The organism is Shewanella sp. 6_MG-2023 (assembly GCF_030547195.1).
Classification (GTDB): domain Bacteria; phylum Pseudomonadota; class Gammaproteobacteria; order Enterobacterales; family Shewanellaceae; genus Shewanella.
In genome coordinates this window covers 1-21,292 of the sequence record NZ_JAUOQU010000002.1, presented here as the reverse complement: position 1 = coordinate 21,292, position 21,292 = coordinate 1, and the positions used below count along the sequence as shown (strand labels likewise).

Below are 21,292 nucleotides of genomic sequence, written 5' to 3'. Positions count from 1 at the left end.
CCCACTCTTTATACTTAAAGTTTCTTTCCCAAAAAGTACGATGAATCTTATAAAAAACGGTTTCTTCTTTACAGCATGGACATAACTTTGAGTAATTCATCATGTTTACCTAAGGTTTAAAAGTATGTAGCCACCTCCTTGTTCTCAAAGTACTTTCACCATGGGGTGTCGCAGTTATTATCTTCTAGGCTCACATACATTATTTAGCTTGCTACAGCTATAAGCCGTAACCTACAGCCTTAAAAATAAGCTAATTCAGCTTACAAGTGGTAAATTTAAATGATTAAGTTGAATTTCAATACTAAAGTTTTAGCCATTGAATTACTGAGCACAATAACTAATTAGAAATAAAAGCATATTCAACTTATCTCAGGACGGGACAGTTAACTTAAAAAAAAGCCTGCAAATTACTGCAGGCTTTTTAATAACAACTAAAAATTAAAAAAAGCTTTTATGCTTTAGCAAACTTATAGGTGCGGTAACCGCCGATAAGGTTTCGGGCTTTAAAGCCGTTATTCACCAGCTGACGATAAGCGACGTTACCGCGCAGGCCTACTTGACAATAAATGACGATTTCTTTGTCTTTTGGTAATTCGCTCATGCGTTGACGCAGTTGATCTACAGGGATATTAATCGCGCCAGCGATACAGCCACCCGCTTCAAGCTCGCCTGGGTTACGGACATCTAACAAGAGTTGATCTGCCGATAAATCATCCATTTCTTCAAAATGTATCGCGCTTGCATCACCTTTGATAAGGTTATTGGCTACAAATGCCGCTTGGTTGATGACATCTTTAGCGCTGCCATAAGGCGGTGCATAGGTCAGTTCAAGGTCTTGTAGCTGTTCAACTGTCATACCGGCACGTTGGGCAACCGCCATCACATCAATACGTTTATCGACCCCATCTTTGCCCACTGCTTGAGCGCCAAAAATCTTGCCTGTTTTAGGGTCAAATAGCATTTTAAACGAGACAATTTCTGCGCCTGGGTAGTAGCTTGCATGGCTTGCGGTATGCACATACACTTTTTGGTATTCAACGCCATCACGCTTTAATTGCTTTTCATTTTGACCTGTTGAAGCAACTGCAAGGTCAAAAATCTTACAAATTGCGGTGCCTTGTGTACCCTTATAGGTTTCATTGCGGCCAAGCATATTATCTGCTGCCATACGCCCTTGGCGGTTAGCTGGCCCTGCTAGCGGCACTAAGGTTTGCTTACCAGTCACAAAGTCTTTGTCTTCTACTGCATCACCAACGGCATAAATATCTGGATCACTGGTTTGCATGTTTTCATTGGTATAAATACCGCCTAAATCGCCAATTTTTAAACCCGCTTCTTTAGCAAGTTTGGTTTCAGGTCGAACACCAATGGCCATAATAAGAATATCAGTCTCTAAGGACTCACCATTATTAAGGCTAAGGCTTAACTTACCTTGCTTGTGTTGGTGGGCTTCATTTTCGCCCGACTCAATACTTAAGATATGATCGCAAGGAGTAAACTCAACAGCTTCAAGTGCTACTCCAAGTTTTAAATCCACACCTTGCTGGCGAATTTCAGCATGAGCAAATCCTGCCATTTCACGATCAACAGGAGTCATCACCTGCTCGGCCATTTCAATTAAAGTGGTTTTTATTCCTAGTTGATGAAACGCTTCCATCATTTCTAACCCAATAAAGCCACCGCCAACCACTGTTGCGTGCTCGGGTTTATTGGTTTTGATGGTATTAAGAATGCGATCCATATCTGGGATATTGCGTAACGAGTGCGTCAGCGGATTATCAATGCCAGCAATAGGCGGAACAATGGGGCCAGCACCTGGGCTAAGTAACAGCTTGTCATAAGTTTCAGTGTATTCATTGCCACTGATCAAATCTTTTACCGTGACCGACTTAGTTACGCTATTGATTGCAGTTACTTCATTCATGACGCGAACATCAACGTTAAAGCGTGCCAAGAAACTTTCTGGCGTTTGTAGCAATAGCTTGCTTCTATCTTTGATGTCACCACCAATATGGTAAGGCAAACCACAATTGGCGAACGATACGAACTCGCCTCGTTCAAACATGATGATTTCAGCATCTTCACTAAGACGACGAGCACGCGCTGCAGCTGATCCGCCACCCGCTACACCACCGATAATTAAAATTTTTGACATGACTCTCTCCCGTTACAACCGATTGCTGAACTGAAATAACTGTAATGGCAACTTAGTGTTTTGCGACGATGTCGTCTGCCATACTTTTTATTCATCGTTCTATATAGTTCACATATTAAATAAAACACATTATCCATAAGTTTTTTCTAATGCACAACTAGTTAAACAAAATTTCATAAGATTAGATTTTATTAATATACCCGCTCTTGTATACTGCTCTAAAACCTTGCTTTAACAATGGCTTGTGTGAAATTAATGCTGCACGATGGCGTTAATTGTTACCACGCTGACAATTAAGTGTTACAGCCGTTAAATTATATTGGAGTGTTGAATGACAGAATTCACCCCTTGGAGTGCCTTATTTGGCGGAATGCTATTAGGCCTTTCGGTAACCATGCTCATGCTATTGAGTGGCAAAACAGCCGGGATCAGTGGCATTTTAGGCGGCATTTTTGGCGCTAACAACAAAGACAGAGCATGGCGAGTGGCTTTTGTTATCGCCATGGCTGCCAGTTTATTGTTTGACCCTTTAATGGGCCTTCACACTGCCGCTTTACCTGACTATTCATTAACTTGGTTATTGGTTGGCGGGTTAGCTGTCGGTATTGGTACCCAACTCGCTAATGGCTGCACTAGCGGCCATGGTATTTGCGGCATAGGTCGCCTATCAATGCGCTCAATGATTGCCACTGTGATATTTATGTTAAGTGCGGCGTTAGTGGTGTGGTTGTCTGGAGGTGTGCATGTTTAAGGTCTTAGTAGGGTTAATCACCGGGCTGTTATTTGGCTTAGGTATGAATATTTCGCAAATGGTAAACCCTTACAAGGTGCTTAATTTTTTGGATGTCACCGGCAATTGGGATGGCAGCTTAGCGTTTGTTATTGGTGGCGCACTATTGGTATTTTTGCCAAGTTATCATTTTTTAATCAAACCCCGTACTCATGCCGTTAATGGCGATGAAATGCCAACGACGCCACAGGGGCTTACACCTAAGTTAATTATTGGCTCAGTTATTTTTGGTCTTGGCTGGGGAATGGTAGGCATTTGCCCAGGACCTGCGGTGGCAAGTTTGTTACGCGGTGAGTCGGCGATTTACTGGTTCATGGCCAGTATGCTGCTTGGCTACTACGGGAGTAAAAAAATCTCTTGGCCAATGAAAAGCTAGTCCCCTTAAGAAACGCAGTAGGACCTTGCGCGATTAAGCTCAAGTGAGCGCTTAGCATTTTGCAGCACCAAAATATCTATCCCTTTTTGAAAAATGCCAGCGATATAATCGCTGGCATTTTTTTATCGCTTAAAGCTAACTGACTGAAGCATCTGGCAGCTTTTTCATATAAGCCATAACCACTAACCCTAGCCCCAATAGCACAAATGGCACGCTAAGCATTTGCCCTACACTCATACTCCAATCTTGGGCAAAGTCAGCCTGTCTTACTTTTACAAATTCAATTAAATAACGTGAGCCATAAACCAACGCTAGAAATAGCCCTAATAATGCCCCTTGTTTTTGTTTCATCTCAGTAAAGCGATATAGCAGCCACATTAGAATAAATAGCCCTAAATAGGTGATTGCTTCATATAATTGCGCCGGATGACGTGGCAGCATATCAATACGCTGAAAAATTATTCCCCAAGGCTTATCTGTTGGCACCCCGACAATTTCTGAATTGGTAAAATTAGCCATACGGACAAAAAAGCAGAAAATCCCCGTAGCAATGGCAATGCGATCCATCAAGAATAAAAACGGTAACTGCACCTTGCGTTTATAAAGGTACATGGCTAATAACACGCCGACCGTGCCGCCGTGACTGGCAAGCCCGCCTTTCCAAATGGCAAATATTTTTAAAGGATTGGCAAAGTAATAGCCAGGTTCATAAAACATTACATGCCCTAAACGCGCCCCCACAACAATGCCAACTACGCAATATATGACTAAATCATCTAATGACTCAACATCAAGCTCTTCAAGCACATAAATACGCCTCATAACCAAAAAACCACTGATAATGGCGGTGGCAAACAACACGCCATACCAATGTATTTTTAGCCCCATAAACGACAACATAACAGGGTCTAAATTCCAAACTATATGCTCCAAAATCGATGCTCCATATCAGATTGAACAATAAACATGCTAGCAAGAGTATTACGTGCTTCTAGGTGGTAATTCAAGCAGTTATTACTCAGGGCTCTGAGTTAGCAGCAAAATCATCCTTATCCCAAGTAAAATTATTTTCCGTTACTGCTGTCATTTATCACCAAAAACCAACGATACTGCCGACTCAGAAATGCTAGCCCTTGTCCGTTAAGCTATGATGGTATATTGGGTGTATTGATCCTCGTCAGTCAAAGCCGCTTAACAACTAGGAGCTATCGTTATGAGTATTACCACCATTGATGCCCAAACAGCCTTGATCGTAATCGATTTACAACAAGGTCTGGTGACCTTAGATACTTGCCACCCCATCCAAGAAGTCATCGAGAATAGTTGTAAGTTAGTGTCATTATTTCGCTATGCCAGTTTGCCCATTGTATTAGTTAATGTTGATGGCATCGCTCCTGGGCGCACCGAACAAGTCAGAGTGCAGCAACAAAAACCAGAAAATTGGAGCCACTTGATTGATGAGTTACAACCTCAGCAAGAGGATTTACAGTTAACCAAAAACACTTGGGGCGCTTTTGCTTCAACTGAGCTGCATAAGTACTTAGCATCATTAAAAGTCACCCAAGTAGTCATTAGTGGTATCGCCACCAGCATGGGGGTGGAATCAACCGCAAGACAAGCATTTGAGCTGGGCTACAATGTCACCATCGCTACAGATGCCATTACTGATTTTAATATGGATGTTCATAACAATAGCGTTAACTCTATATTCCCAAAGCTGGCTGAAACCGGTACCACTGCAGATATTGTCGCTAGAGTTTCTACTGACCACGCCTAGTCTTAACTGACCACGTATAGTCTTAACTGACAACGAGTAAGCACTAGGTTAATAATACAGTCCCATCGTTTTAACCGCTTTCAGCCCCCTAAATCCATAGTTGATTGCAGCGATTGACTGCACCGCTTAACTAACGACCTATCAAAATGGTGCCATCAAGGCGGTTCAATCAAGACAGTTCAATAAAACTACTGCTTTGTTCCACCCTTTCTGCACCAGTTCTGCACTTTAATTGATTACCCTAACCTGACAATAACCTTGTATTCCGTTCATTTACCAAAAAATAGCGTCATTATCAGGAGTTTCTTATGCTCAATATTGCTTGCTTTTCATCGACTCGATTAACCGGGATCCCCTTACAGTTTTTATTACTCGCAAGCCTTAGCTGTGGTTTATTACTTTCAGGTTGCAGCGGTAACGACGAAACCACAGAGCCCGAAGACACCACACCTGAAACTGGCATTATCATTCCAGAAGAGGATTACAGTGACACAGATTTTGAGACCATTGATTGGACTGATGAGACTCACAGTAAAAATGTCGATCCTAATTTTGAAGAAGTATTCAGTGATACTGAAGTCAAACGCTTAGATTTTGTGGTTACCGAAGACCGCTGGAATAGCATGCTCGATGATATGACGAACACCTACGGCAGTTTTGGCACATCTTCAGGTTCTAATAGTCTTCTAGATAGCGATGAAAACCCAATAATGGTGCCTGCGGATATCTATTATGAAGGCAAGCAATGGTATCGCGTTGGGATCCGCTTTAAAGGTAACTCGTCGTTGCAATCAAGCTGGCAGAACGGCGTGCTTAAGTTGTCGTTTAAGTTAGATTTTGATGAATTTGAAGATGATTACCCCCAAATCGATAACCAACGCTTTTATGGTTTCAAAAAGTTAAGCCTGAAAAATAACTATGATGATGAGTCACTTTTACGTGAAAAAGTCGCTGCTGATGTCTTTAAAGATGCGGGCCTTGCAGTATCACATACCGCTTTTTACACCTTGTATGTTGATCATGGTGACGGCCCTGAATATTTTGGCTTATATACGCTGGTTGAAGAAGTCGACGATACTGTGATTGATAGCCAGTTTGCTAGCGATGATGGCAACCTATATAAACCAGAAGATGATGGTGCCATGTTTATTGAAGGCACATTTAGCCAAGACAACTTTGAGAAGAAAACCAATGAAGATGATGAGGATTGGTCAGATATCCTCGCATTATTTGACGCCTTACATGACGATACTGCCAGCACTGACCCACAAACCTGGCGCGCAAACCTTGAAGCGGTATTTGATGTGGATGTGTTCCTTAAGTATTTAGCCGTAAACGGGGTGATTCAAAACTGGGACACCTATGGCCTAATGCCGCATAATTTTTACTTATACAACGACCCAGATACCGCAAAACTCACCTGGATCCCATGGGACAATAATGAAGCCTTACAAGATGGCAAAATGGGCGGCGCTCTAGCGTTAGATTTTGCCGATATTAATTCAAACAGCTGGCCACTGATTGCTAAAATTTATGCCGATGACACTTATCGCGATACCTATAACCAATATTTACTCACTGTAATTAATGATGCCTATGAAACGAATAAAATGCAGGCGATCTACAACAGTTACTCAGCATTAATTGAGCCCTATGCCACCACTGAATTGTCAGGTTATTCATTCTTAGAAAGCTCAAGTGACTTCTATCGCGCTATTGATGAGTTAATCGAACATGCAGAAAATCGCACTGAGGCCGTGGTTGATTATCTTGATAAGCAATAGTGATTTCTGAAGCTTTAAATTGTTAATCTATTTATTGCAAAATTCGGTCTAAGCAACAAATTAGGGAATGACAAAAGACCTGAGGAAAGTAATTCCCCCTTTTGGCTGCTTAGCTGTTTTATCTCACTTGGTCATTTTGCCCTTGTAATAATAAGACACGGTGAAACAGATTAATTTTAAAGTTAACATATTGAAATGCTAATATTTAAATCTTAACAATAGATCATAAATACTTGACCGCTATCAATTTATCCATAATGCAGCTCAGGCAAAATGTAGCCACTTTTATATCCTCTAATGGTTACCATGCGTATAAATCAACCTATTATAAATAGTGAGCGAGCACTCACCAATAACTGCATTCTGTTATCGACCACCGACCTTAAAGGAAACATTAAATACGCCAATCAAGAGTTCATCAACATCTCAGAATTTAGCGCAGATGAATTACATGGGCAGCCCCATAATATTGTTCGCCATCCAGATATGCCGCCCCAAGCATTCGAGTCTATGTGGCAATGTATTAACTCCGGAAAACCTTGGGTTGGTATCGTCAAAAACCGTACTAAAAGCGGTAAATACTACTGGGTTAATGCCTATATCTCGCCAGTATATGAAAATGGTGAAATACATGAATTTCAGTCGATTCGTCGTAAAGCAACCAAAGCCCAAATTGCGACTGCAGAAAAGGTTTATCAGCAACTCAATGATGGCATAGCGCCAAAAGAACTCGCTAGTCCCATCATGTGTTTTGTTGGCAAGCTAAGTTTATGGGCAATGTTTATCTTGTTAATCAGCACAATTGCCACCAGCATGATTTCAACTCCAGCCCTTAGCATTGCGGCCGCGACAATCTGCACTATTGTCGCAGCACTAGGCATAAACTACCTTTGCCAACCCTTGAAAGCGTTAATGGTTAAAGCCACTACCATCATTGACGACCCCATTGCCTGCGGCATTTTAACCGGTAGCCAAACTGACATAAGCAAAATCGATTTAGCATTAAATTACTTAATCACTGAAACCGGTGGCGTCGTTGGCCGCATGGCTGATTCAGCCACATCAATTAGTGAACAAAGTGAGCAACTTAATCAGACTATTATTGATACGCGTGAGCGTGCTCAAAGCCAATGCCAGCAAACTACTCAGGTCGCCACAGCCATGGAGGAAATGACCACCAGCTTTACTGAAGTCAGTGATAACACCAATAACACAGCTCAAGAAATTACCCGTAGTCATAACGCTTCCACATTAGGTCATGAACGTATGGTGAATGTAGTTGCTGCCATTAGTAAGTTAAGACAAGAAGTGACCCATTTCTCAACCATTGTTGAATCAATTGAACATGACAGCCATGCTATTTCAACAGTACTTAGTGAGATAAAAGGCATTGCTGAGCAAACTAATTTGTTGGCGCTTAACGCCGCCATTGAAGCCGCCCGAGCGGGGGAATCTGGTCGAGGTTTTGCCGTAGTGGCTGATGAGGTGCGTCAATTGTCGATGCGAACTACTGAGTCCACCACTCAAATTGGTAGCATTGTGAGCAATTTTCAGCAAAGTACCCAAAGCGCAGCTAAAGCTATGGATGCAGGTCAGGCACAAGCAGATCTTTCAGTGAAATTAGCAGAGGATGCCGATAGCGCTTTTGATCAGTTACGCGCCTCGTTAGATAATATTCAGGCGATGGCAGAAATGAATGCCACCGCCATGAGCCAACAAGCCTCGGTAGCCGAAGATATCAGTCAATCCATCGTGGTGATTAATGAGTTATCCAATACCAGCTTAGCGCAAACAGACCAAGCTAAAATCAAATGTGAGCAAATGACTCGTTTATCCAATAAAACGGCCAACTTGTCGAAGCAGTTTTGGCAACAAAGCGTTCAAAGGGAGCATTAATTCCCATAGAGCAAAGTCGCTATTTAAAAAGCACGATGTGAAAAAGTCGCTAGAATTAACACTAAAGGGTCGAGTTTTCGCCCCTTTTTTCATTTAAGGTTTACATATGTTTAAGTCGGCGCGTCCCCATATCCAAATGCTATTTTTCACCTTCATCATTGCGATGACTTTTCCTGTAGGCAAGCAATTAATGCTTGAGGTTCCACCAATGATTGCCACTTGGCTTAGATACGTTATTGCTGCCTCATTATTTGTGGTCCTATTAATTGTTACTCGGCGCTTTAATTTACCTAGCGCTAAAAGCCTATTGCGTTATGCCTTAGTATCCTTGCCCGCACTGGGTTATTTTTCTGCCATGTTTAGTGCCTTAACTAAAACCTCGGCCTTTGCCACCAGTGCACTCTCCACTGCGCTGCCGTTAATTACGGCTGTATTAACCATGCTAATTTATAGAAAGGTGGGTAAGTTAAGCCATTGGTTAGCACTTATTGTCGGCTTTAGTGCGTCACTTTTTTTAGTCCTGCAGCAATCGAATGCTAACTTGGATTTTGAATGGAACACAGGTTACAGTCTGTTTATGCTGGGCTGCATTGCTATGGCAGCTAATCCTCTGGTCATAAAAGCCTGCTATCGACAAGAGAACTTTATGGTATTTACTGGCTGGAGCCTAATCGCTGCCGCGATTATATTATCGGTTTGTTTAACCCCACAGATAATCGACTTCAACTGGCAACAGGTCTCTGGCAATGCTTGGTTGGCGTGCTTATACCTTGCTGTTTTTGCCACTGCGATTAGCTTTTTCCTGTTTCAAAAAGCCAGTGTAAAATTAGCACCGCAACAAGTTTCAGCTTATATTTTTCTAATCCCGGTGTTTGTATTAATGACAGGTGGCAATATCGATGTTAACTGGATTTATACAACCATTGCCATGCTACTGCTTAGTGCGGCAATGTATTTACTGATGCGAAAGCAATAAGGCATCTTTATAGCGCTATTCGCGTTAAGTGTTGGCCTTAGGTCGTAGCACATTCCAACGTAGCTGTTTTTAGGTTTGTAAAAATGCCTGTGTTGTATTTCTGTGTCGCCATACTTTGTTGATAGCCGTTGTCTTGCAACAGCAGCACTTAGTTTGTGGAGTGGAGTCAGTAGTGTCATAGCTAATTTGGCCACCTAGTTAGAGATGATATCATCACCTCATAAGTTAACAGGTGACACTATGAGCAACGTACAAGAAGACTTTTTCGCGCAGGGTTCAAACTTGAATCTTCTCAATTTAGTGCTAGCTCAAAATTACTCAATTGTTGAAGCTGCTCAAACCATGAGTGTAGGCAAGCCAACCATGGATAAATGGATTCGTCAATTTAGAGAGGTTCGACATTAACACAAGTAGGCACACACCACACATAAAACTCACAACCACAACAATGGCCTAACCAATATTAAATGTCATTCATGTACTTGCCTTACATGTTTAAGCAGCGCTATTCTTACTGCCTAAGGTTATGGTTTTTTTGATGCCCCTCAATTTTAAACGTCGCACCAATCCTGAAAGTTAGCCAACGCTATATTCAGTTACCAGATCTACTTATTTTAATGTAACGGAGTTAGCCAATGAGAAATTTACAACTATTCAGCACCGCATCTGTCGATCACTTACTATGGTCAAGCAAAGTTCAAGTTGCACATATGGACTCACCTGCATTAGATATTTTTACTGACTTTGATGTTGCCCGTCCAATCGTAGTTGATGCGTCAACCACTGCGGTAGGCACAGGTAAAATCATGGAAAAAACCCATGCTTATATGCGACTTGTTATTGATAAGGATGATAAATTCCTTGGTGTGGTTACCATGCAAGAGCTCTCACATCATAATTTATTAATGACAGCGAAAAAGCTAGAACACAACATTGATGAAGTGCTAGTGACTGATGTCATGGTAAAAAGAGAAGATCTTCAAGCGTTTGACTATGATCAAATTGCCACTGCAAAAGTCAGCGATGTGGTACGTATTTTAAAAGAAAACAGCTTGCACCATATGTTAGTGATTGATCACGAACAGGATCATATTCGCGGTATCATTGCTGCCAGTGACTTAGCCAGAAAACTCAGTGTGCCTATTGAAATTCATCAACGCCCTTCATTTAGCCACATTTTTAATACTGCCGGCTAGAGAAATTAGCGGCAAATTAACTCTTAGCAATGATACAAATTCAATCTATAAGCCTTACTTCAAAGGCTTATAGATTTATCATTCTAGATTCATATATTCAGATAAACCCAAATTGTACTTATACCATCGCCCAAACCGTATCCAGTCAACTTAGTGAACTACCCCGCAACTTTCGCTTCGCTCGGATCACGGGGATCTCGACAGATATTGATAAAGACACCGTGATTAAGCCACTTCAAGTGTAAATTCAATGCTGCAATTTTTGCCCTGATCTTTGGCGCGATAAAGCGCACTATCCGCTTTTTCAATAAACTCTCTGGCCGTTGTATCAACATCTGGCGTCATGGTAACAAAACCCACACTCATTGTGACTACGGGCTCTACCCCATGAAAATGAGGGATACTTAACTCAAAGACACTTTTACGAATATCTTCTGCCAGTGCAGCCGTATCTACATTTTCGCCATAACAAATAATGGCAAACTCTTCGCCACCATAGCGGCACACCACATCTGTCGAACGGCTGCATACTCGGGCAATACACTGAGCCACTTTTATTAAGCATTGATCGCCCTGATAATGACCCAAACTATCGTTGTAAGCTTTAAAGTAATCAATATCACACATGATTAAAGAGACATTTTGATGCTCTCTTTTGGCTAAGTTAATAACAAAATCTAATTGAGAATCAAATTCTCGGCGGTTATTAAGCCCAGTTAAACTATCTATTTTCAATAGTTTAAACAGTTCTGCACTGGTGCGTTCACACTCAATTACTCCAAATAAAATGATTGCGTTGCCTTTATCATCACGCAGTACCGCCCTTGCTTTACTGGTAAAATAAAGTACATCGTCAACGCGACTGTCGTAGTAAGGAAAACGATTATTAAACTCTTCGATGACACCGTTTGTTAATTTAAGATAATCATCTCGAATCTTGTTGGCTTTTTGGGAGTCTTTGATAGCAATATTTTTATTGTAATCACCAGCAATGGGACAGGTTTTTTTAACGCTGTGATGATTTAATTGTTTATCTAAAGCAAACATGTCACACATACTATCGTTGCAATAGTAGGTATTACTGTCTTCAGATAAATCGATTAACCACCATGACACACCAGAGAAATTGAACAAGTTTTGATATAAATGATAATACTTTTCTATACAGGAATTAGGAAATGTCATATTTAATTAGCCGCTCATTTATAGCTAATTTATTAGCCTGATAACAGACTAACTTTCCTTTTAGCAGGATTTAAGATAAAGGTCTTTCGCTAAAAGTATAGACCTTAAAATCAAAACTTCCTCTTTAAGCTTTCGCGGCTAAGCATCAGATTACTATCTTGAACAAAACTATTTAGCCAACCATTGCTGGGTTAGCAAAGGCGTATTGTTCGACATGTAAGCCTCAATTGAATGACTATCCTGGTACTCTTTTCCTGCCCATAGTTTAATGGTAAAAACATCACCAGCATTAACCATTCCCACACCTTTTGGGGTACCGGTCATCACAATATCACCGTCTTCTAAATGGATAAATTCAGTTAACGATTGCTTAATCGCTGTGGTGTCATACATCATCAAATCACTGTGACCCACTTGGACAATGTTTTCATTGATAGATAATTGAAAAGCCCATTTACTGCAGGCTGTTGCGCCTAATCCCTTTAGGGAAATAAAATCACTGAACAGCGCCGAGCCGTTAAAGGCTTTTGCCCGCTCCCAGGGTAATTGCTGAGCTTTAAGTGTCGATTGCAGTGCCCTTTTGGTTAAATCTAAACCGACACCCACTGCTGAGAACTGATTGTTTTCCATAATAAAACATAACTCAGTTTCGTAATGAATAGGCTCTTGTTGAAAGGCAATAAGCTCTGTTGTGATGGCCGAATTGGGTTTTAAAAATACCACCATATCTGCAGGTATCTCATTGCCCAACTCTTGGATATGATCGACATAGTTACGACCAATACAGACGATTTTAGAAGGCGTCATCTTTACAGGGCTTGAATTAGAAATAGCAGCTAAAGCCGAAGACGATGAGCTAACGGTTGGGTTGATGATTGATACGGAATGTAAAGCCACGATAAGTCCTTATTTTATGACTCAGTTTTGTGAATAAAAACCAATTTAAATTAAGCGCCAAGCAAGTATGATGCGGATGAATCTACCAAAAATCTTCCTGATAATGCCCTTCTGCCCAGCAGCATTCTAAATTGCATATTGTCACGAGCAGTCAATGTCAGCTCAATATCAAAATGATGCTCACCAATGATAATCGGCGTTTTTATCACATAACGGCTGGTTATATGTCCGCCAGAATCTTTGACATTACGACGATCAAACACCGCAAACTCACACACAACTTCACGCAGCGACTTTTGCTGAGGATGAAACCACACTTTAATCCAATCTTGGTCATTTTTTATAAAGGGTTCAATTTTAAAAGCATGTAAGCATGATGTTTTGGCGCCGGTATCAATTTTCATATTGACCCGTTCATTAGCAATTTCTGGAAATGTGGCCCATTCACACCAACCAAGCACTTGTAACGATGTCGTCATGGTAAACCTTTAACGTTTTCTGTTTAATCCCAAGGCTAGACTATCAATACTGCAATAATTAGCCTTTGACAGTGCATAGCGCTAGCTTAATATAAGCCTTTCTGATACTTAACCCTAGCTGTTAATAGATTGAATTTAACCTTAATCTATATGATTGAACAAGTATTTGAACTAATGGTTATCATATGCCGTTATGAGACAATGAATGATTAAGACTAATAAGGCAGCCAATGTATTCTCAACAAAGCTTTAATTTTTTAAGTCAGTTAGCTGATAACAACAACCGAGAATGGTTTAAGCAACATCAGCAAACCTATGAAGATTTGGTGCGCACCCCAACCCTTAAGTTTATCGAAGCCATGCAAGGGCCCATCCTCAGCTTATCGCCAAGGCTGACTGCAGTACCTAAAAAAGTCGGTGGCAGTATGATGCGCCCTCAACGAGACAGTCGATTCAGTAAAGATAAAAGCCCTTATAAGCTTAACGTCGGTATTCAGTTTCGGCATTTTCAAGCAAAAGATGTCCATGCCCCGGGCATATATTTACACCTTGCCAATGATGGTTGTTTTTTAGCGGCAGGAATATGGCATCCTGAATCAAAAGCCCTCAATGCCATTCGTCATTGTATTGATGAAAACCCTAACGGTTATAAAAAGGCTTCGGTACAATTAGCCGCAGCTGGGTTTGAGTTATCTGGGGACCGTTTAATAAGACCACCGCGTGGATTTGATAAAGATCATCCATTCATTGAAGAATTAAAGCGCAAAGATTTTATTGCCATCAAACCTGTCACCATTGAGCAAGTCTGCGCTGATAATTTTGTTGAGTTCTGCGCTGAAGAGTTCAAGCATACCATCGGTTTAATGAGCTATTTATGCTTTGCCTTAGACTTAGATTTTTAGTGATAATGACTTATATCATCGTGATAAAACGGCCGTGGATAGAGTTTGCTTTAAAGAGATAAACATTCGCCGCTAAACGAGACTAACCAAGACACTGAAAACCAGTGTCGGTGAATTAGCGGACGACTATCCAAATTGCAACTAGTATAAAACTAGAGACTAACATCACCAGCAGGCATTTAAGATGACAGCATTCTCGCGCCTATATTCTGCCATTAACCCAAAAGAACTCAGCAAAGAAACGATGATAGTGCTGATGGCGCTGTATTTTGCGCTGGTGATTAACTTTGGGCTTATCCAACGTATTTTTCAATTATCAACTGATAGCCATTTAGTGTTCTCTCTTACGCCGGCGCTCGTACTCTTGGGCATTTTTATCATTGTTTTTTGCTTATTTTCGTCTCGGTTTATCTTTAAACCCTTACTGACAATCTTACTGCTCACCTCTGCAGCAGCCATGTATGGCACCATGAAATACCAGGTATATTTTGATTACGCCATGATTGAAAATATCTTTGAAACCAATACTGGCGAAGCCCTGTCCTATATCAGCACCACGTCTATTTTATATATCGTGGTGTTTGGACTAATTCCAACCATATGGTTGTGGCGAGTGCGCCTAACGCCATCACAAAGCGTAGTTAAATCCTTAATGAGACGCTCAACATTAGTGGTTGTAGGCTTAGGTTTAATAGGAGTCGTGCTGCTAGGCTTTTATAAGGACTATGTGTCCATGGGGCGAAATAATACTTACCTTAAAAAAATGATCATACCAGCCCATGCTTTCAATACGGTAAAATATCTTTATAAAAACAACTTTGTCACCCCCTTGCCTTATACCGTTAGAGGCCAAGATGCACGCTTAATCGATATCAACCCAACTAAGCCAACTTTATTTGTACTGGTCGTCGGCGAAACAGCCCGCGCTCAAAATATGGCTTATTACGGTTATCATCGAAACACCAATCCTTACACTGAAAATTTAGACTTCATTATTGTTAATAACGTCAGCTCATGTGGCACCGCGACCGCGCATTCATTACCTTGCATGTTTTCCGACCTCACTCACGATAATTATAACCGTGAAAAAGCACTGGCCAGTGACAACCTACTAGACATTATTCATACAGCAGGCGCAGAAGTGGTGTGGCTTGACAATGATGGCGGTGATAAACATCTGGCAGCCCATGTGATTGAGTTTAATATTCCGACTGACTCAAGTGATGACTTGTGTGACGGTAGTAGCTGTTATGATCAAGTTCTGGTGCGCGAGTTCGCTTCACATATCGAGCAGAGATTAGAAAACAAGCAGCAAACCTTAACCAATCAATTATTGATATTGCACACGATAGGGAGCCATGGGCCTACCTATTTCAAGCGTTACCCTAAAGATAAGCAGCATTTTAGCCCCGCCTGCGAGCGCAGCGATCTTGAAAATTGCAGTGATGAAGAAATCATCAATGTCTATGACAATACCTTAGTTTATACCGATTATATTTTGTCAGAAATCGTAAAACTATTAGAGCTATATGCCAGCGATTATGAAGTGGCAATGATGTATATCTCTGATCATGGTGAATCACTAGGTGAAAGCGGCATGTATCTTCATGGCACCCCTTATTCCTTTGCGCCAGCAGAGCAAACCCATGTGCCTTGGTATCTATGGTTACCAGAAAGCTACACCCAGTCAAAGCAACTCGACCGTCAATGTATCATCACGCAAGTGAGTCAGGGGACACATTCCCATGACAATTTGTTTAATACGCTTATCGGCTTGTATGGCGTCGATACCCATTTACTCGATACTTCGCTTGATCTTAGCCATTCTTGCAAGCAAACAACTGAGCTTTTGGGGACAAAATAGCATTTAGTGATAGCGATTTAATCTCTGCTATCACTCGTCGCCCTCAAACTAGTCGCAATAAATATGGCCTAAATTAGCCGCCAAATTAGATTTTTAATCAACTTCATCTATATTTATCTAATAAATAAAATGATTAGCTATCAGCCCGTTAATTACGTACTCACCGACAATGTTAAAGGCTCACGGATGATAAAAATGCGCTTTTCCCGAGCTTCGACTCGATACTATTTCACCGCCCTTTTGGCCTTTTCACTATTACTGACGCAATCTTTTGCCCATAGCGCGCCAAAGAATATCAAATCCATCGTTAATCGCGCTGAGTCCCCAAGGGTTGGTACCGAAGAGCTGATACTCCCCTACGCTTTCAGCACTGACTCAATGGGATTAAACTTAGGCATTGGCACTATGGTCAGTGGTTATGGACAAGAACAAATGACGATTGGCGCTACTGTCTATGGTGGCGATGTCAGTTACGGTGTTGGCGCAGGAATTTGGAACTTTAAAATACCACGAACCGAACGCTTCTTTTTAAGTGCCGTTGGCTTTGTCGGTTATTATCCACAGAAAAAAGCCTACGCAGGGGGCACCTTAAATTATACCCCTGCAGGCACACCTATCCCTGGTAGTAATGACTCATCAAATGAACAGTTTTTACAAGCTGATGGCTCGTCAAACTGGTGGAATATACAGCTTGAATACACCCTACCCATTGGCGCAACACGTGATAAAGGCCAAGTACACTATGAACTAACCCGCGGCTTGCTGAGCTCAAAACCCTCTGGCGGTGACAGCTGGAATCCGCTTGAGTCTGGAGCCACAGTGGCGACACTGAAACAATTTAACCGCTTTGAAACCTTTGAATTTGAAGACGGAGAATTAGATGGCGCCGTTCATGCGATGAGTTTAGGACTGCTTTATGATAATACCGACTTTTCACGAAACCCCAGTTACGGCAGTAAGCAGTTTGTCGCCATTTCCCATGATGCGGCTTGGCTAGATTCTGATAATCAGTGGACATTTATCGAATTTGAAGCCAGTAAATACTTCTCTTTTGGCGCCTCCGACTGGGCATCCCAGCGTATATTAGCGTTAAATTTTTGGACTGGTTACTCGCCATCATGGAAGCTTGAGTATAACGACGAAGGAGGCAGGCGGATCACCAATGATGCCCCTTACAGCGAAGGCGCAACACTTGGTGGTTTTTATCGAATGCGCGGTTATGACAACAGTCGTTTTCATGATAAAGCCTCCATATACGGCACTGCAGAATATCGCTATACCTTCAAAAACAACCCCATCGAAGATGTAAACTGGCTTAAATTTTTACGTCTAGATTGGTTTCAATTGGTGGGCTTTGTTGAAGCTGGCCGCGTTGGCGAGGCTTATACCGCCAATGAATTATTAACCGATTTGAAATTTGATTACGGCGTGTCACTTAGGGCATTAACCGCAGGGATCATTGTAAGGTTTGATATCGCCCAATCAGATGAAGCCACCAATGCTTGGGTGATGGTAGACCACCCATTTTAATAGAGCTGTTTACTAAATTGTCTTTTATCCACAAAATGGAAGGCGACTAATCTAAGGATTAGTCGCATTTGAGGTCACATACCTTGATTTAACCGCTGTTGACCTTGCAACCACGGATTTAACAACAGTAGCAGTCATGGTAAACTGCAGCACTATTATCCCCATTGCGCTGCAAAGCCAACCTGAGTGAGTCATGGAACCAGTTAATCAACCCCATCTTCAAGCTAATACTCCCGCAGAAAAAAGAGCATTAAGCTACTCTGCCACCATCAAAAAGTTATTCGATGAAGTATTAGACACCAAAATGCCTGCTGATAGGATTGTGGCAAACTACTTCCGTGAGCACAAAAAGCATGGCTCAAAAGATCGCCGCGTGATCCGCGAAACCTTATTTGGGCTATTTCGTTGGTGGGGCTGGTTAAAACAGCTGGGTTCTCAGCATGAGCAACAAACTTGGTATCAAATGCTCAGCACTTGTGCCTTACTTGAGCAGCATCAATGGCGTCAGTTTGCTGATGCGTGGCAACAATTTGGCGGCTTAAGTCCCGAACAAGTCAGCTTGATAAATCACACCATTGACGCTAATGCTGTTGCTAACTCATCTAATCCGCAATCAAGTGCAAACTTTGATGTTAGCCATAAAAATAGCCTTATGGGCCAGTTATTCACGACCATTGAATTTGCTGAAACTCAACTATTACCCGATTGGTTTTGGGCGCTATGCACCATTGATGATCAGCAAAACAAACTAAAATTGATTGAAGCCATGAGTAGCCGTCCTCCCATTTGGGCAAGAGCGCAGCGCATTGATACAGCATCAGCTGTTACCACATTACAAGCAGCTGGTATTGATGCCCTAGCCAATGAATACTTTACTGATGCATTAAGCCTTGGCAGCAAAAGCATTAACCTCAATGACGTTGATTTATACAAACAGGGCAAACTTGAAATTCAAGATTTAGCCTCGCAAGTTATCGGCAATGTCTGTCAGCCTTTAGCAAACGAGCAATGGTGGGACACCTGTAGTGGCGCGGGCGGTAAGACATTACAGCTGCGCTCATTGATGCTGCAAAATGCCGCCTCAAACAACAATACAGCAGGTACTATTACCTCATCAGATATTCGTTCAAAAGCCCTAGAAGAGCTTAATAAGCGCGCTAAACGGGCAAATTTTGACAGCATTACTGTGGCGCGCTGGAAAAGCGATGCTTTACCGGTAGCCAAAGCCCATTTTGATGGCGTACTGGTTGATGCCCCATGTAGTTGCACTGGCACATGGCGCAGAAACCCAGATATGCGCTGGATAGATGAGCCAAGCTGTATCGAAGATAAACCCGCACTGCAGTTAGATATTTTAACTCGCAGTTCAAAGGCGGTAAAACCAGGCGGCAAACTCGTCTACGCAACCTGCTCATTATCACCGCTTGAAAACGAACAAGTGGTGCAGCAATTTTTACAACACAATAGTGACTTTGAGTTGATCACCAGCGTACACCCATTTACCCAAGCTAAGCTTGAGCATATTACCGTATGGCCCTTTGAAGCCAATAGTGACGGCATGTATGTGGCGAGAATGATGAGAAAGTAATGTCCCTATTTATCAATAAACGATGGCAATAACTATTATCAAAAAAGGCCTTCACAAATATTTGTGAAGGCCTTTTTATTAAAATACTGTCAATGATTCAAATTTAACTCATTGATGCTTGGTGAGTTAACTTGCCGCTTTAACCACATCAGCAATAGATTGTGCTTGAGCTAGGGTCATATCAGCATCAGTAGACTCAACCATTACACGAATCAATGGTTCCGTGCCAGATTTACGCAAAAATACACGCCCATTGTCACCCATAAATACCTCAGCCGCTTTTACCGCTTGCTGGACAGCTTCAGACGCTATGATTTCGTCTGCATTATTAGCACTTAAGCGCACATTGATCAGCACTTGCGGCAGTTTTGTCATACCTGACTTAACTTCAGCTAAGCTTTTACCTGACTCAATTACAGCATCAAGCACTTGCAGCGATGCCACAATACCATCACCCGTGGTGGTATGCTTAAGACTTAAGATATGGCCTGAGCCTTCTCCGCCTAATAGCCAACCGGTTTCTTTAAGCTGCTCAACCACGTAGCGATCGCCTACTTTAGCGCGAATAAAGGGAATATCCATTTCTTTAAGTGCCAGCTCTAAACCTAGGTTTGACATCAAGGTACCAACAACGCCACCGTTTAACTCACCAGCTTGTTGATACGCTTGCGCTAAAATAAAGATGATTTCATCGCCATCAACCACATGGCCGTTATGATCAACAAACAACACCCTGTCAGCATCGCCATCTAAGGCAATCCCTAAATCAGCTTCATGTACCATCACTGCAGTTTGCAGGCTATCAAGGTGAGTTGCGCCGCAGCGCTCATTAATGTTTAACCCATCTGGTTTATCATTAATGCTGATCACTTCAGCGCCGAGCTCAGCATACACTTCTTTAGCGATGTGATACGCTGCGCCATTAGCCGAATCAACGACGATTTTCAAACCTGCAAGGGATTTATTTTTATCAAACGTCCCTTTACAAAACTCAATATAACGCCCAGCAGCATCAGCAATACGGCGAACTTTACCGAGCTTTGCCGAGTCCACACACGACATTGCGCCATGATTAATGGCTTGATCAAGTAAGTGTTCAATTTCTAATTCTTGAGCATCGTTAAGCTTGGTACCCGAGTTTGAGAACAGCTTAATACCGTTATCGTAATAAGGGTTATGGGATGCACTGATCACCACCCCTGCATCAGCTCTAAAAGTCGAAGTTAAATACGCGATAGCCGGTGTTGGCATTGGGCCAACCAAAGCAATATTAATCCCTGCTGCAGAAAAGCCTGCTTCCATGGCGGTTTCTAACATGTAACCACTAATACGAGTATCTTTACCGATAATCACTTCTTTGGTGCCTGCTGACGCTAAAACCGTCCCTGCAGCCCAACCTAATTTCATCGCAAAAGACGGGTTAATCGGAAACTCACCCACCTTTCCTCGCACACCATCAGTGCCAAAATATTTACGAGACATAACAACTCCAAAACCAACAGTCCATGTTGGTATAAAACAAAAATAAGGTCACACTTTTAAGTGGAGGCAAATTATATACGAAAAGCCCGCACAATGACTCATCTAATTGCGACATTTTTAAGCCACAGCAATCTTTATTGGATTTTGTGGGTTAAAGCAAAGCAGCAAAGTGATTTGGTGCAGCCTTACTGGTATTTAAAGAGTTCAAATATATAAAATAGTGATTATGTAGTGCTGTTATCTTTAATGGATGAAGAAATCTGGGAGGGTGTAACAGTCTCTAAAAAGGCGTGGCTACTTATATGAAACATTACAACTAGAACGGCTACATTCCGCTAGAGACTGTAACTAATTTTGTGTAACTGCTTATCAACACGTACTCTATAGAGAGTCAAGGATAGGCAGATACTCATGA

Annotated in this window: 17 protein-coding genes and 1 pseudogene; 12 read left to right on the top strand and 6 right to left on the bottom strand. The window is 41.8% G+C overall.

The genetic code is table 11. The annotated features are described in order from the left end of the window. Positions 1-451 precede the first annotated feature (451 nt). Positions 452-2,155 (bottom strand): FAD-dependent oxidoreductase, encoded by a 1,704-nt coding sequence (locus Q4533_RS01405; protein ID WP_102437550.1) that lies wholly within the window; start codon positions 2,153-2,155, stop codon positions 452-454. Between the two features lie 331 nt (positions 2,156-2,486). Between Q4533_RS01405 and Q4533_RS01400 the strand changes: the two genes are divergently transcribed. Both Q4533_RS01400 and Q4533_RS01395 read left to right on the top strand, forming a co-directional pair. Then, positions 2,487-2,906, top strand: coding sequence for a YeeE/YedE family protein (locus Q4533_RS01400; protein ID WP_076537249.1), 420 nt, complete (start codon positions 2,487-2,489; stop codon positions 2,904-2,906). After that, positions 2,899-3,321, top strand: coding sequence for a YeeE/YedE family protein (locus Q4533_RS01395; RefSeq protein WP_198589356.1), 423 nt, complete (start codon positions 2,899-2,901; stop codon positions 3,319-3,321). Before Q4533_RS01400 ends, Q4533_RS01395 begins: the two co-directional genes overlap by 8 nt. A 135-nt stretch (positions 3,322-3,456) precedes the next feature. Here the strand turns inward: Q4533_RS01395 and lgt are convergent, their stop codons facing one another. Further along, complete coding sequence (gene lgt, locus Q4533_RS01390) at positions 3,457-4,254, bottom strand: prolipoprotein diacylglyceryl transferase (RefSeq protein WP_102531625.1); 798 nt, start codon at positions 4,252-4,254, stop codon at positions 3,457-3,459. Positions 4,255-4,534: 280 nt separating this feature from the next. On the opposite strand from lgt, the gene Q4533_RS01385 reads away from it, so the two are divergent. The 6 genes and pseudogenes from Q4533_RS01385 (at position 4,535) to Q4533_RS01360 (ending at position 10,950) form a co-directional block, all read left to right on the top strand. Further along, positions 4,535-5,098, top strand: coding sequence for an isochorismatase family protein (locus tag Q4533_RS01385; RefSeq protein ID WP_102520740.1), 564 nt, complete (start codon positions 4,535-4,537; stop codon positions 5,096-5,098). Positions 5,099-5,406: 308 nt separating this feature from the next. Next, the gene (locus Q4533_RS01380; RefSeq protein WP_102531624.1) at positions 5,407-6,882 is read left to right on the top strand and encodes a CotH kinase family protein; all 1,476 of its coding nucleotides are present in this window, start codon (positions 5,407-5,409) and stop codon (positions 6,880-6,882) included. Between the two features lie 306 nt (positions 6,883-7,188). Continuing rightward, positions 7,189-8,778, top strand: a complete 1,590-nt coding sequence (locus Q4533_RS01375) for a PAS domain-containing methyl-accepting chemotaxis protein (RefSeq protein WP_303501526.1) — start codon at positions 7,189-7,191, stop codon at positions 8,776-8,778. Positions 8,779-8,884: 106 nt separating this feature from the next. Next, a complete protein-coding gene (locus tag Q4533_RS01370) occupies positions 8,885-9,754 on the top strand; it encodes a DMT family transporter (RefSeq protein WP_102437559.1) in 870 nt (289 codons plus the stop codon). Between the two features lie 245 nt (positions 9,755-9,999). Then, positions 10,000-10,144, top strand: a pseudogene (locus Q4533_RS01365) (IS3 family transposase); the annotation flags it as partial. 245 nt (positions 10,145-10,389) lie between these two features. Next, positions 10,390-10,950 carry a CBS domain-containing protein gene (locus tag Q4533_RS01360; RefSeq protein WP_102520744.1) on the top strand — a complete coding sequence of 187 codons (561 nt, stop codon included), beginning with the start codon at positions 10,390-10,392 and terminating at the stop codon, positions 10,948-10,950. 225 nt (positions 10,951-11,175) lie between these two features. Here the strand turns inward: Q4533_RS01360 and Q4533_RS01355 are convergent, their stop codons facing one another. The 3 genes from Q4533_RS01355 to Q4533_RS01345 form a co-directional block, all read right to left on the bottom strand. Then, positions 11,176-12,135 (bottom strand): diguanylate cyclase, encoded by a 960-nt coding sequence (locus Q4533_RS01355; protein WP_303501522.1) that lies wholly within the window; start codon positions 12,133-12,135, stop codon positions 11,176-11,178. A gap of 168 nt (positions 12,136-12,303) precedes the next feature. After that, complete coding sequence (locus Q4533_RS01350; RefSeq protein ID WP_303501690.1) at positions 12,304-12,942, bottom strand: fumarylacetoacetate hydrolase family protein; 639 nt, start codon at positions 12,940-12,942, stop codon at positions 12,304-12,306. Between the two features lie 140 nt (positions 12,943-13,082). Next, on the bottom strand, positions 13,083-13,511 hold the full coding sequence (locus Q4533_RS01345) for a RimK/LysX family protein (protein WP_102437565.1): 429 nt from the start codon (positions 13,509-13,511) through the stop codon (positions 13,083-13,085). A gap of 230 nt (positions 13,512-13,741) precedes the next feature. Between Q4533_RS01345 and Q4533_RS01340 the strand changes: the two genes are divergently transcribed. From Q4533_RS01340 to Q4533_RS01325, 4 genes are all read left to right on the top strand, one after another. Beyond that, a complete protein-coding gene (locus tag Q4533_RS01340; RefSeq protein WP_102437567.1) occupies positions 13,742-14,413 on the top strand; it encodes a DUF2461 domain-containing protein in 672 nt (223 codons plus the stop codon). Between the two features lie 184 nt (positions 14,414-14,597). After that, on the top strand, positions 14,598-16,277 hold the full coding sequence (locus Q4533_RS01335) for a phosphoethanolamine transferase (protein ID WP_303501521.1): 1,680 nt from the start codon (positions 14,598-14,600) through the stop codon (positions 16,275-16,277). Between the two features lie 195 nt (positions 16,278-16,472). After that, positions 16,473-17,807 carry a BamA/TamA family outer membrane protein gene (locus Q4533_RS01330; RefSeq protein WP_303410882.1) on the top strand — a complete coding sequence of 445 codons (1,335 nt, stop codon included), beginning with the start codon at positions 16,473-16,475 and terminating at the stop codon, positions 17,805-17,807. 193 nt (positions 17,808-18,000) lie between these two features. After that, positions 18,001-19,395 (top strand): RsmB/NOP family class I SAM-dependent RNA methyltransferase, encoded by a 1,395-nt coding sequence (locus Q4533_RS01325; RefSeq protein WP_303501518.1) that lies wholly within the window; start codon positions 18,001-18,003, stop codon positions 19,393-19,395. Between the two features lie 126 nt (positions 19,396-19,521). Here the strand turns inward: Q4533_RS01325 and glmM are convergent, their stop codons facing one another. Continuing rightward, positions 19,522-20,877, bottom strand: coding sequence for a phosphoglucosamine mutase (glmM, locus tag Q4533_RS01320; RefSeq protein ID WP_303501515.1), 1,356 nt, complete (start codon positions 20,875-20,877; stop codon positions 19,522-19,524). Positions 20,878-21,292: the final 415 nt, after the last annotated feature.